Below are 12334 nucleotides of genomic sequence, written 5' to 3' on the forward strand. Positions count from 1 at the left end.
ACTGCCTTAATATGCACTCTAAATTCGTTCCAGGGCTGCAGCCCTGGCCTACGGAACGGGAAACATGCATGCTGGAAACAGCCTACCGCCGAGCGCCATGCTGGGTAGGTCGCTCCCTGCCCGCGCTCGAGCAGCCGCCGCCGCGCAGCGTTCCTGGGTGAACGCGCGTGCCCAGCCCAATGACCATGCACCAGGCCGGGCTCGACCGACGAGCCCTGTGATAGCTCGGCTGGACCGCGTCCTGATAGGCTCCAGCACCGCGGCAGGGCGGGGGCGTATAACTCTCTGGATCGCGCCTGTAGGGCGCGATGACGGTGACCGCGTGCTCCACCGCCTCCAGCGCCCCGCGATGCCCGACATCTGCTGAACATACACCCACTCGCTGCATGACGACCTCGCCCGCCGGGAGCGCAGAGCGTGAAGTCATACCACGGCCCGCCCCCCCTGTCTGGGCAGGCGCATGAGGTCCGACAGCTGCTCGGGGCGCTCGACCCCCAAGCTACGAAGGGTCGAGCCGCTCGTCGACAGCATCATCAACGCCCCGAGCGAGGATTCTTGCGGCAATCGTGCGCATTCCTAGTCCACTCACTAGCCCCCGCCCCAGGCCCGCCAGAGTGTCGGCATGAGCCCCAACCAACCTCTTCTGTGACCTGCCAGACCGCGCCTGCGCCTCTTTTCCCCTTCTTTTTTCCCCCCCCCTTTTTCCTATTTCCTTTTTCCCCCCCCCCTTTTTTTTACTTTGTTTTTTTTTTTTTTTTCCTTTGCCCTTTTTTTTTCTACCTTTTTTCTTTTTTTTCACCCCCTCCCCTCTTGCTTTGTCCGCCTTTTTTTTTCTTTTTTTTTCGCCCCCCACTTTTCCCCCATTTTTTTTTTTATTCTTACCTTCACCGCACTCTGGAGCCCGCGGATCGTCGCACGGGTGAACGACTACGACGTCAGGATCGCCAAGGTCGAGGGCGAGCACCTCTGGCACGCCCACGACGACACCGACGAGTTCTTCCTGGTGCTGGACGGCGAGCTGGCCATCGCGCTGCGCGACGACGACTCGAGAACGGAACGGACCGTCACCCTGCCCAAGGGCGCCGTCTTCGTCGTCCCGCGCGGGATCGAGCACAAGCCGTCCTCGCCCGCGGGGGCCTCGATCCTGATGTTCGAGCCGACCGGCACCCTGAGCGTGGGCGATCGCCACGAGGCCGTGCCCTCCCACGTCGACGCCACCACCGGCCATGCCCTCACCGGATCCGCCCCTGCCAGGTGAGGACCTCTCCGAAGGGCGACCGGCGAAGGCATCCCCCGCGACGGCGGCCCGGTCCGCGAGCCGAGCCACTGTCGCGGGGAAGCGCGGCAGCAATCAGCCGAGCGGGACGCCCACGCGGAGGTCGTCGAAGTCGACGGCGGCCCGGCCCGTGACCGACTGCACCGATCCTGGTCCAGTGATCGGCTTCGGGTAGGTGACGGTGACCCGCGGCGTCGCCTCCCCGCCGACGAAGGCCTTGATCTCGGTGTCCCGCAGTTCGACCCGGAGCGTCGTCGGTATGCGTGGCCGCCAGGCGACCCGGCGGCCCGCGATGCGCGCGCGGGCCGTCCCCAGGACGGCTCGGCGGCCACGGGCGCCCGGCCCGGGGCGTTGCTACGCGTGCCCGTCCCCCACGGGGAGCGAGGTCGCTCGAACCACGAGCTGCGGGTCGAAACGACCCCGCGTGTCCTCTTCGCCTTCGATGCCGAGCAGGATCCGGACCGCGCTGGCGCCGAGCGCCGCGGAGGGGTGCCGGATGGACGTGAGCGGCACGATCGCGAAGTCGGCGAACTCTATGTCGTCGTAGCCGACGAGCGAGAGATCCTCCGGCACCCGGACCCCCGCCACGATGAGGCCGTGCAGGAGCCCGAGCGCGAGCAGGTCGTTGCCCGCCAGGATTCCGTCGGGGAGGCCGGACCTCGGGCGCTCGAGCAGCGTCCGCGCGACCGTCTCGCCGACCTTCGCGGTCTGGACCTGCACGCGGACGACCTCGAGCGAGGCCGGTGCCATGGACTCGGCGACCGCTCGCCTGGCCCCTGCCAGGCGCAGGTCGATGTGGGGGTGCGTGCCGCCCACGAACAGCAGGCGCCGCCTGCCCTGGGCGAGCAGGTGGGAGGCGGCGAGGTAGCCGCCCCGCTCGTTGTCGCCCGAGATGGCCGGATAGCTGTGCGGGCCCGGGGCGATGCCGACCAGGACGAACGGTGTCCCCCGCCTGCTCAGCCCGAGCAACTCCGCGGGAACGTCGCCCACCGGAGCGGCCACGACGCCGCTCACCTGCTGGGACTCGAAGAAGTTGATGTAGGCGCGCTCGCGCTCGGGGCTCTCGTCGCTGTTGGCGACCAGGATGAAGCGGCCGTGCGCGGCGGCCTCCGCCTCCGCGCCCGCCGCGATCTCCGCGTAGACGGGGTTGCCCGCGCTGGAGACGAGCAGCCCGAGCGCGAGGCTGTGGCCGACGCGCAGCCGCCGCGCCGCGTCGTTGCCGACGTAGCCGAGCTCGTCGGCGGCCTCGAGGACGCGCCGGCGCAGTTCGGGCGAGACCCGGTTGGGCTGGGTGAAGGCATAGGAGACGGTCGCTCGCGAGACTCCGGCACGCGCCGCGACGTCGCCCACCGTGGGGGCGGAACCGTCGGCCTTCGACCGCCGTGGCACCGGTTCAGAGGTCATCGGACTCCTTGTCGTCCATGGTCGACTGCAAGCCTAGCGCAGTTGTGAATCGATTCACGCCGCACCATTGACACCCGATGGGGCGACGCGTAATCTGCCCGACATGCTGTGAATCGATTCACAGCATGTCATGGAGTTGGCCTCTCGATGGCCGTACCCCCGCCATGGACATCTGCGAGAGGAGTCACACGTGGCCTTGCCGCATGCGACGACGACACCGTCTGGGATACGGGAGCCCTCCGTGGCCGGCCGGACCCGCCGCGAAGTGGGCGTGCGCGCCCCGTGGTGGTTCGTGGTCCCGGCGATCGCGGTCTACCTCTTCATCGTCGTCGTCCCCAGCGTCAACGGCGCGCTGTTCTCCTTCACCGACTGGAACGGGCTGCGGCCCGACTGGGCGGTGGTCGGCCCGGACAACTACGCCAGGGTCTTCGCGGACAGGACCGCCCGCGACGCCCTCGTCAACACGCTGGTCCTGGCCGCGGCGGCGACCGTGGTACAGAACGTCGTCGGGCTGCTGCTGGCCCTCGGCGTCAACAGCATGGTCAAGAGCCGCTACGTGCTCCGCGTGATCTTCTTCGCCCCCGTGGTGCTCACGCCCCTGGTCGCGGGGTACGTGTGGAGCTTCCTGCTCTCGCCCAACGGCGCGGTCAACGACGCGCTGCGCGCCGTCGGCCTGGGCTCTCTGGCGCACGACTGGCTGGGTGACCCCGACACCGGGCTGTACGCGATCGTCGCCGAGATCGTCTGGCAGTTCTCCGGCTACTCGATGGTGATCTACCTCGCAGGACTGCAGGCGATCCCCTCGGAGGTGCTGGAGGCGGCCACGATCGACGGGGCGGGCGCGTGGAGCAAGTTCCGCCGCGTCGTGCTGCCGCTCCTCAACGGCGCGGTCGTGATCAACGTGATGCTCTGCCTGATCGGCGGGCTCAAGCAGTTCGACCAGGTGATGGCCATGACCGGCGGCGGGCCCGGCACCGCGACGGAGACGATCTCCACGACGATCTACAAGAGCGCCTTCTCGCTGGGCGACTTCCCGTTCTCGATCGCGCTCGCGGTCGTCATGACCGTGGTCATCGCGGTGCTGGCAGGGATCCAGTTCCGCCTGACGCAGAGGAAGAGCTCCTGATGCACGCGCGATACACCTGGCGGACGCTCACCCGCGAGGCCACGCTGATCCTGCTGGCCCTGGTGTTCCTCATCCCGCTGGTCGGCCTGCTCAACGTGTCGCTGAAGTCGCAGGACAGCCAGACCAGCGCCCTGGCCTTCGACTTCCCGCCCACCTTCGACAACTACGCGCAGGCCTGGAACCAGGCCAGCCTGGGCGCGGCGCTGGCCAACAGCTTCGCCATCACGGCCGTCAGCGTCGTCCTCATCATCGCCTTCTCCGCTCTGGCCGCCTACCCGCTGGCCAGGGTGACCCGCGGCTGGTCGCGCCACACCTTCTCCTTCGTCATCGGCGGGCTGCTCATCCCCGGTCAGCTCGCGCTGCTCCCGCTGTACGCGACCATGCGGGACCTGGACCTGCTCGGCTCCATCTGGTCGGTGATCCTGATCAACGTCGGGCAGCAGATGCCGTTCTCGGTCTTCCTCTACACGATGTTCCTGCGCGAGCTGCCGCTCGACTACGAGGAGGCGGCCCTGCTCGACGGGTGCGGCCCGGTGCGCTCGTTCGTCACCGTCGTCTTCCCGCTGCTGCGGCCCGTCACCGGCACCGTGGTGATCCTCAACACCGTCGGCATCTGGAACGAGTTCTTCACACCGCTGCTCTACCTGGGCGGCAGCGACAACACCACCGCTCCGGTGGCCATCTACGGCTTCGTCAGCCAGTACGTCTCCCAGTGGCCGCTCATCTTCGCCGGCCTGGTGATCAGCGTCATCCCGATCCTGGTCGTCTACTTCGCGCTGCAGAAGCACATCATCAAGGGCTTCGCCGGCGGACTCAAAGGCTAGCCCCACCCTCAGGAGTCTGACATGAAGATGATCAAGACGTTGGCCTGCCTCGCTCTGGCGGCCACCGCGTGCTCCACCTCGACCGGCGACACCACCGGCGCCTCCTCCTCCAACCAGATCCTGACGCTGGCCGCCGCGGGCCAGGGTCCGGCCAAGGCCGCGGTCGAGGCGTTCGAGAAGGCCAACCCCGGCGTCACCGTGAAGACCACCTTCACCGAGGACGACGCCTCCTACCAGCAGCAGCTGCGCACCCAGCTCGCCTCGGGGACCGCGCCCGACGTGTTCCGCATGTGGCCCGGCGGCGGCAACACGATGGCCGTGCGCGACCTGGGCGAGGACGGCATGCTCATGGACCTGTCGGGCGAGAGATGGGCGGGCGGGCTGAGCAGCGACCTCAAGTCCGTGACCAGCGACCCGGCGGGCAAGGTGGTGGCCGTCCCTGTGACGATCGGCGCCATCGGCGCGGTCTGGAACGACCAGGCCATGCAGAAGAGCGGGCTGAGCAAGCCGACCACGTGGCCCGAGGTCCTGCGGTTCTGCAAGGACGCCAAGGCCAAGGGCGTCGTGCCGTTCGCGCTCGGCCTGAAGTCGGCGTGGGTGACCCAGCTCGTGCCGTACGCGCTGACCGCCTCCCTGGTCTACGGCCCCAACGCCGGCTTCACCCAGCAGCAGAAGGACGGCAGGACGACCTTCGCCGCCTCGCAGTGGAAGCAGGCGCTGGAGAAGTACCTGCAGATGCGTGAGGAGGGCTGCTTCAACGACAGTCCCAACGGCGTCGGCTACGACGAGCAGATGCAGATGTTCGGCCAGGGCAAGGCGCTGGGCGTGGTGCACGTGCTGTCGGCGGTGCAGTCGGCGGTCGAGTTCGCCCCTCAGGGCACCACCTTCTCGATGACCCCGTTTCCCGCGACCGACAGCGCCGACGGCACCTACGTGCCGGTGTCGGTGGGCATCGTCTACGGCGTCAACGCCAAGGCCAAGAACCCGGACCTGGCCAAGAAGTTCATGCGCTTCCTCGCCTCCCCCGAGGGTCAGGCGCTGTACGCCACGGCCTCGGGCAGCAGCCCGGCGATGGGCAGCCCCTCCTTCAATGCCGACGCGCTGCAGCAGCCGGTGCTCGACGCGGTCGAGTCGGGCAGGTCCACGCTCTACCCGGACCAGGGCTGGCCCAACCCGAAGGTCCAGCAGGAGCACCTGACCTCGATCCAGGAGCTGTTCAACGGGACCGTGGACGTGCCCACGGTGCTCACCCGCATGGACGAGGCGTTCGCCTCCACCAACTAGCCACCACTCCCCCGTCCTCGAAGGAGACCATGACGTTGGGCACCACCGCCGCGCTTGAGACCATCCCGCCGAACGATGAGCGTTCCGGCCCCAGGACGCGCGCCGCGCGGTCCGGCACGCGGCTCGACCTCCCGGCCGCCCGGTGACGGCCGCGGTGGAGACGGGCATGGAGGCGTGTCTGTGGATCACGCCCAAGATGTTCGACGACCTGCGTGACCCGGCGCCGGGGATGGCGGCGTTCTTCGACCACCACGCCGCCTGGCTGAGCGACCGGCCCGTCACGGTGGTGTTCTGCGCGGGCAACGGCGATCACGTGCTCAACTACGCGGGCGGCCACGCCTGGGACGACCGCTTCGACTGGGCCCGCTACAACTGCTTCGCCCTCGGGCCCGGCGGGCCCGCCGCCATAGCCAGGGCGCACAACCGTGACTGGCTGGCCAGGGTGCGCGACGGCGGCGAGCGCTCGGCCAACCCGTACTCGGCGGGGCCGATGTTCGCCCTCTCCGACCAGCCCATGGACTACCGCACGCTGGCGGGGATCTACGCCGCCGTTCGGGCGGAGGCGGGCAGACGCGGGCTTCGGGTGAACCTGCTGGAGTATCTGGAGCCGGGCCCGGAGTTCTGCCGCAGCGAGTGGAAGACCGTCAGGCACCCCGAGGCGGCGGCAGGCTCCGCCGACGCGGGAGGCCACCTGGTCCCCGGGGTCATCGACGTGACGGCCCCGCTCTCGGCCGACCCTCGTCCGTATGCCGCCTTCCCCTCCGGCATCCCGTCCGGGCTGCCTGCCGGAGACTTCGTCGCCGCGCAGACGGCGGCGTTCGCGGCCGACTTCGGGCTGGACGGCGTCATGCTCGGCAACCAGTTCGGCCTGGTCGGGTTCTGGCACCCGGACAACGCGCCACCGCTCACCCCCGAGCGGTCGGCCGGGATCGAGCGGTTCTTCGTGCGGCTGCGCGAGGCCATGGGCGAGCGCCTCGTCTACTGGATGGACACCTACTGGCGGGCCGAGGTCGAACGGGCGGCGTGGGGCATGACCGACACCGCCTACCAGACCCTCGACGCGATCCTCGTCAGCACGTTCGCCGTGCTGGTCGAGCGGACCGAGATCGTGCCCAACCTGCTGAGCAAGGCCGCGCTGGGCCGCCCCCGCGCGCTGCTCGGCCTGGACTTCGTCGATCCCTGGTACTGGTACCGCACCTACCTCGACGACCGGCGCACCTACCTCTACCAGCGGGAGGTCCTGGCCGCGCACGCCGCCTCCGTGGCCGGTGTCTCCTTCTTCGCCAACGACACCTTCGGCCACTTCGTGCCCGAAGCCGAGCTGACGGCCACGCTCGAGGTGGTCAGGAAAGGGGAGATCGGCGCGGCGACTCGGCTCTGACCCCGGGACGGCGTGGTGGCGTACGCCGCGTAGCCGGCGAATCGTCTCTACGTGGTGCGGAGGATCAGCGACCACAGGCACTGCTTCCGGCGGCCCCCGAGCGGCTCCGTGAGCGAGGCGGGGCTCAGTACGACCCCGGTCGCGGCGTGGAGCCGGTGCCTGTGCTGCTCGTCGGCCCCGACGAGCGCGGGGTGATCGGTGTTCGCGTCCAGCATGCGCCTGGCCGCGGGCATCGTCAGAGCGAGGTCCCGCCACTCCCTGACCAGCGCGTCGTGGAGGTCGCGCGGCCACTCCTCCAGCACCGCGTCGAGCCTGGCGTCGAACGCCCGGTACCAGCGCCGCTGCACCTCCTGGAGGAACCCGCCGAAGTCGCCGAACTCGGCGTCGACCTCCGCGGCCAGGCCGGGCGGAACGGTCGTCAGCCCGGAGGCCAGCACGGCATGGACCAGCTCATGGCGGCGATGCACCCGATCCCACGACATCGTGGACACCTACTCTGTGTCGGAAACATACACACTGTATGTCGTATACTTCCCGCATGCCACCTGTCAAGAGTCGTCGTGAGCAGTACTCGCAGGCGACCAAGGCCGCGCTGCTCGAAGCGGCCACCCGTCGTTTCGCCGACCACGGCTTCGCCGGCACGGCGCTCGAGGATGTCGCGGCCGACATCCAGGCCAGCCGTGGCGCGGTCTATCACCACTTCGCCAGCAAGACCGCGCTGTTCGAGGCGGTGGTCGAGGCGCTGGAGACCGAGATGATCCGCGAGGTCATCGAGGCGGCCGCGACGGGGCCCGACACCTGGCAGGCGGCGATGACGGCGATGGAGATGTTCCTCGACCACTGCTGCGACCCCGACTACGGACGCGTGGTCTGGCAGGAGGCGCCCATCGCGCTGGGCTGGAAGCGCTGGAAGGAGTGCGAGGAGAAGTTCGCCTACGGCCTCATCGAGCAGCTCATCAAGGCGCTCGTCGACAGCGGGGAGGTGCCGCCGCTGCCGCTGGAGCCGATGACCCGCATCACCTTCCACATTCTCGGATCCGCGGGGATGGCGCTGGCCGAAGCCTCCGCGCAGGACAAGCGCAGGGTCAGGGACGAGTACTCCCTGGCGATCCGGCACCTGCTGAACGGAGCGCGCAGGCGGACGGACAGTTCTTCCTGACCTCGTTCAGCGCGCGAGCCCACTCCCACCCATCGGTCGTTCACCGGTCCCGACCGGCGGGCACCGTGGCCGGTCGTCACCCCAGGGTGAGTTGATACTGCCGGTGGGCGCGCCATTCGACCGTCAGCACGGTGGCGTCGTCCTGCAGCCGTTCGTGCTGGTGCTCGAGGATGGTCTGGATCAGCCGGCGCAGGGTCTCGGGAGCCGGCACGCCGTCGGCTTCGCGGCGGATGACGAAGTCGATGAAGCGCTCAAGGCCGAACAGCTCCCCCTCCGGGCTCTGGGCCTCGATGATGCCGTCGGTGTAGAACAGCAACCGGTCGCCGGGCTGCAGCCGATAGTGGAGCAGGCCGGTGGAGGTATCCATGCGAAAGCCCATCGGCGGGTCGGGGAGGCTGGCCAGGGTGGCGACCAGCCGCCCCTCACGGATCACCAGCGGGGGGTGGTGTCCGCGGTTGACCCAGCTCAGCAGACCGCTCTGAAGGTCCAGGGAGGCCAGGATGCCGGTGGCGAAACGGCCGGTGAACTGCTCGGCGATCTCCGCGTCGATGATCTCGCTGGTCGCGAACAGATCCACGCCCTGACGGCGGCTGTTACGGCAGGCGCCCACGGCGAGGGTGGCGGTCAGTCCCGCGGCGGTGTCGTGGCCCATGGCGTCGAAGATCGACAGGTGCAGCGTGTCGCCGTCGATGGCGTAGTCGTAGGCGTCGCCGCCGACGGCGTAGGCGGGCTCTAGAGCGGCGCTGACCACCACGTCGTTGTTGGCGAAGGTCCCCGGCGGCAGCAGGTTCCACAGCACCTCGGCCGACAGCGCCATGGGGCTGGTGCGCACCAGCTGCGCGTAGGAGTCGCTGTGGGGACGCTTGCTGACGACCAGCACCGAGATCAGGGCCGCCAGCTGGCTGACCCGCCACTGGATGATCTCCCCGCCCTCCGGGACGGTCACCCCGAGCACGCCGACCCGTTCGGTTCCGTCCAGCAACGGCGCCCACAACCGCATCGGGCCCTCGCCCGCGGGCACGTGGGCCCTGTCGGCCGCGTGCGGATCGGAGAGGGAGCGCGCCTGGACGATCTCCACCTGCCGGAAGGCCCGCCCTGCCATGGTGACGTCGACGCGGATGGGTTCGAGCGGCTCGCCGAACACGTCGTGCTGGCCAGGCAGCGGCACGAGCAACTGCTGCTGCAGGTCGGCCACGTAGATCAGGGTATGGGAGAAGCCGACCAGCTTCGCGTGCTCGGCGACCAGGGCCGGGAGGTCCTCCATCGCGGCCAGGTGGTGGGCGTGCAACAGGCCGCCCAGCATCCGCTCACCGTCGTTTCCCACGCTCCTGCCCTTCTGGCCGGCGGTTCCCCTCCGCCTACAGTGGCTCTCCCTGCAGTGGCTCTCCTACCCTCCTGGCGCACATCGGCTCATCCTGCCTTGGGCGGCGGCTGTGGGCGCCGGGGGTGTAGCCGAAGGCGCGGCGGAAGACGTCGATGAAGGCGCTGGTGGACGACCAGCCGCAGCGATGGGCGACCGAGGTCACCGGCACGTCGTCGGCCAGCATGCGCAGGGCGTGGTACAGGCGTAGCTGGGTGCGCCACTGGGGGAAGGTCATGCCCAGTTCGCGGCGGAAGAGACGGCTGAGGGTGCGCTCACCGGCTCCTGCGGTGGCCGCCAGGGTGGCCAGGCCGCGCGGGTCGGCGGGGTCGCGGCGCAGGAGGTCGCAGACGGCTGCGAGCCGGGGGTCAGTGGGGGCGGGCAGCTGGACGGCCTGCTGGGGCGAGGCGCGCAGCTGGTCGAGCAGGACCGCCCGCAGGCGCAGCCGTTCGGGGGTGTCGTCGTGCGGGTCTCGGGTGCAGGCGAGGATCAGTTCGCGCAGCAGGGGGCTGACGGCAAGGACGGTGGGAGCGTCGAGGCCGAGGGGGTTGGTGTCGGCGGGCAGGCCGAGCAGGTGCAGGTCGAGGTGGCCGTGGGCGCGGTGGGCGTGGACGCATCCTGCCGGGACCCAGATGGCCCTGGTGCCCGGGGCGAACCAGGTGCCCGCGTCGGTGGTGACGGCCAGCACGCCGGAGCCCGCGTAGACGATCTGGTGGTCGTCGTGACGGTGCGCGGCGATGCTCTCTCCCGGAGCCAGCGCCTGGGTGCGGGTGGGCGCCTCGGGAGTGTGGCGGATTTCCGACATACATTGGCATTTTATCGGAAGAGCGCGAGCGCGCTGCGCGGCCACGATGGACAGGTGTCGACGAACCAGACCCCACGCATCCGGCCCATCACGCTGCTCTCGTCGGGGCACGCCTGCGTGGACGTCTACCAGGGCGCGGTGGCCGCCCTCGTGCCGTTCTTCGTCTCCGAGCGGGCCTACACCTATGCGGCGGCCTCCGGAATCGTGCTGGCCGCCTCCCTGCTCTCCTCGGTGGTGCAGCCACTGTTCGGGGCGCTGACCGACAGGTGGGCGCTGCCGTGGCTGCTGCCGGTGAGCACGCTGGTGGGCGGCGCGGGCGTCGCGCTCGCCGGTGTCGGCGACTCCTACCCCCTCACCCTGCTCGTGGTCGCCGTCTCGGGGCTCGGCGTCGCCGCCTACCACCCTGAAGCCGCCCGCGTCGCACGCGAGGTCAGCCGCGGCAGTCACACCGCGATGGGCTGGTTCTCCCTCGGCGGCAATCTCGGCTTCGCCGCCGCCCCTTTGCTGGTCTCCGCCGTCATCGCCACCGGCGGCCTGCGCGCCTCACCGCTGCTGGCCGTCCCCGCCCTCGCCGGGGCGGCGCTGTGCGCGGCCGCGCTGCGGGCGGTCAGGACGCCCGCGCGGGCGACGGCCGCCGCCCGCGCGAGCCTGGCCACCGGCCGGGACGACTGGCCCTCCTTCCTCAGGTTGTCAGGGGCCGTCGGCTGCCGCTCGATCGTCTTCGTCGGACTCAGCGCGTTCATCTCGCTGTACGCGCGCCAGCGCACCGGCGGAGGAGACCTCTCGGGTACGGCAGCGCTGTTCGTGCTCTACCTCGGCGGCGCCGTGGGCACCGTGGCCGGTGGGAGACTCGCCACCCGCTTCGGCCGCCTCCCCGTGGTGCGGTGGTCCTACGCCCTGACCGTGCTCGCCGTCGCCGGCGTCGTCTTCGCCCCCGGCCCGTCGTTCCATCTGTTCGCGGCGCTCGCCTCGGCGGGGCTGTACGTGCCCTTCTCCCTGCACATCACCCTCGGCCAGGACTACCTGCCCCGGCGCGTGGGCACCGCGAGCGGCGTCACCCTGGGCCTGGCCGTCAGCGTGGGAGGCCTGGCCAGTCCTCTTGTCGGCGCCGTCGCCGACGCCACCTCCCTGCAGGCCGCCCTCGCCCCGCTGATCGCCCTGCCCGCCCTCGGCTGGCTCCTCCTGCGCACCCTGCGCGAGCCCGGCCTGCCGCGAGCAGCCCCCGGCGGACCGGGGCCCGGCGCGGGGGCCGCCAGGGCGGGTCACGAGTAGAGCCGTACCTCCTCGCCCGAGTCGGCGTCGCACTGCCCGTGCTCGTTCTCCTCCTCGGCGGTCTGGAACTGCCGGCAGTTCCAGGAGGTCCCGTCGACCGTCACCGTGACGCTGTCGTCCTCGCCCTGCGGGAGATCGCGCAGGTAGGCGTTGGCCACCTTCAGAGCGGTGGCGCACGCGGTGGCCTCGTCCTTCTGGCTGTCGGCGGTGACGCTCAGCCCGTTGGAGGCCTGACCGCACTGGAAGACCTGCGCGGACTCCTGCGCGGAGGCCGCCGACGCGGTGGCGGCGGCGACAGCGCCCGCCACCATCAGGGCCGTGAACGAACGCGTCGTGATCCTTGCCATAGACGACCTCTCCCCCGTATCCGGAAGTGTCCTGACGCCTTCAGCATGACCCGCGAGACGGCTGCGGCAGGCCACGGTCACGTGAGGAGCGTTCAA

The 12334-nt window shown here is 70.1% G+C and carries 13 protein-coding genes; 7 read left to right on the forward strand and 6 right to left on the reverse strand.

The window, feature by feature from the left end; translation table 11 throughout:
- Positions 1-499: 499 nt before the first annotated feature.
- Positions 500-853 carry a hypothetical protein gene (locus ABFX55_RS00610; RefSeq protein WP_346116557.1) on the reverse strand — a complete coding sequence of 118 codons (354 nt, stop codon included), beginning with the start codon at positions 851-853 and terminating at the stop codon, positions 500-502.
- A gap of 66 nt (positions 854-919) precedes the next feature.
- Between ABFX55_RS00610 and ABFX55_RS00615 the strand changes: the two genes are divergently transcribed.
- Complete coding sequence (locus tag ABFX55_RS00615; protein ID WP_346116559.1) at positions 920-1258, forward strand: cupin domain-containing protein; 339 nt, start codon at positions 920-922, stop codon at positions 1256-1258.
- Between the two features lie 372 nt (positions 1259-1630).
- On the opposite strand, the gene ABFX55_RS00620 is transcribed toward ABFX55_RS00615, so the two are convergent.
- Positions 1631-2680 (reverse strand): LacI family DNA-binding transcriptional regulator, encoded by a 1050-nt coding sequence (locus tag ABFX55_RS00620; RefSeq protein WP_346116560.1) that lies wholly within the window; start codon positions 2678-2680, stop codon positions 1631-1633.
- 241 nt (positions 2681-2921) lie between these two features.
- Here ABFX55_RS00620 and ABFX55_RS00625 point away from each other — a divergent pair, with 241 nt between their 5' ends.
- The 4 genes from ABFX55_RS00625 to ABFX55_RS00640 all read left to right on the forward strand — a co-directional run bounded on the left by ABFX55_RS00625 (position 2922) and on the right by ABFX55_RS00640 (position 7295).
- Positions 2922-3806: a carbohydrate ABC transporter permease gene (locus ABFX55_RS00625; RefSeq protein ID WP_346116562.1), complete on the forward strand. Its 885-nt coding sequence runs from the start codon at positions 2922-2924 to the stop codon at positions 3804-3806.
- Positions 3806-4630 (forward strand): carbohydrate ABC transporter permease, encoded by an 825-nt coding sequence (locus ABFX55_RS00630; RefSeq protein WP_346116564.1) that lies wholly within the window; start codon positions 3806-3808, stop codon positions 4628-4630. The genes ABFX55_RS00625 and ABFX55_RS00630 overlap by 1 nt, the downstream gene beginning before the upstream one ends.
- A 21-nt stretch (positions 4631-4651) precedes the next feature.
- The gene (locus ABFX55_RS00635; protein ID WP_346116566.1) at positions 4652-5914 is read left to right on the forward strand and encodes an ABC transporter substrate-binding protein; all 1263 of its coding nucleotides are present in this window, start codon (positions 4652-4654) and stop codon (positions 5912-5914) included.
- Between the two features lie 166 nt (positions 5915-6080).
- Positions 6081-7295 (forward strand): hypothetical protein, encoded by a 1215-nt coding sequence (locus tag ABFX55_RS00640; RefSeq protein ID WP_346116568.1) that lies wholly within the window; start codon positions 6081-6083, stop codon positions 7293-7295.
- Between the two features lie 47 nt (positions 7296-7342).
- On the opposite strand, the gene ABFX55_RS00645 is transcribed toward ABFX55_RS00640, so the two are convergent.
- Entirely contained in the window at positions 7343-7777 is a 435-nt protein-coding gene (locus tag ABFX55_RS00645) for a hypothetical protein (RefSeq protein ID WP_346116569.1), read from the reverse strand.
- Positions 7778-7833: 56 nt separating this feature from the next.
- On the opposite strand from ABFX55_RS00645, the gene ABFX55_RS00650 reads away from it, so the two are divergent.
- Positions 7834-8454 (forward strand): TetR/AcrR family transcriptional regulator, encoded by a 621-nt coding sequence (locus ABFX55_RS00650; RefSeq protein WP_346116571.1) that lies wholly within the window; start codon positions 7834-7836, stop codon positions 8452-8454.
- A gap of 76 nt (positions 8455-8530) precedes the next feature.
- Here the strand turns inward: ABFX55_RS00650 and ABFX55_RS00655 are convergent, their stop codons facing one another.
- On the reverse strand, positions 8531-9778 hold the full coding sequence (locus ABFX55_RS00655; RefSeq protein ID WP_346116573.1) for a PP2C family protein-serine/threonine phosphatase: 1248 nt from the start codon (positions 9776-9778) through the stop codon (positions 8531-8533).
- 34 nt (positions 9779-9812) lie between these two features.
- On the reverse strand, positions 9813-10619 hold the full coding sequence (locus ABFX55_RS00660) for an AraC family transcriptional regulator (protein WP_346116575.1): 807 nt from the start codon (positions 10617-10619) through the stop codon (positions 9813-9815).
- 54 nt (positions 10620-10673) lie between these two features.
- Here ABFX55_RS00660 and ABFX55_RS00665 point away from each other — a divergent pair, with 54 nt between their 5' ends.
- Complete coding sequence (locus ABFX55_RS00665; protein WP_346116577.1) at positions 10674-11891, forward strand: MFS transporter; 1218 nt, start codon at positions 10674-10676, stop codon at positions 11889-11891.
- On the opposite strand, the gene ABFX55_RS00670 is transcribed toward ABFX55_RS00665, so the two are convergent.
- Positions 11882-12238, reverse strand: a complete 357-nt coding sequence (locus ABFX55_RS00670) for a hypothetical protein (RefSeq protein ID WP_346116579.1) — start codon at positions 12236-12238, stop codon at positions 11882-11884. The genes ABFX55_RS00665 and ABFX55_RS00670 overlap by 10 nt on opposite strands.
- Positions 12239-12334: the final 96 nt, after the last annotated feature.

The organism is Nonomuraea roseola (genome assembly GCF_039535395.1).
Classification (GTDB): Bacteria; Actinomycetota; Actinomycetes; order Streptosporangiales; family Streptosporangiaceae; genus Nonomuraea; species Nonomuraea roseola.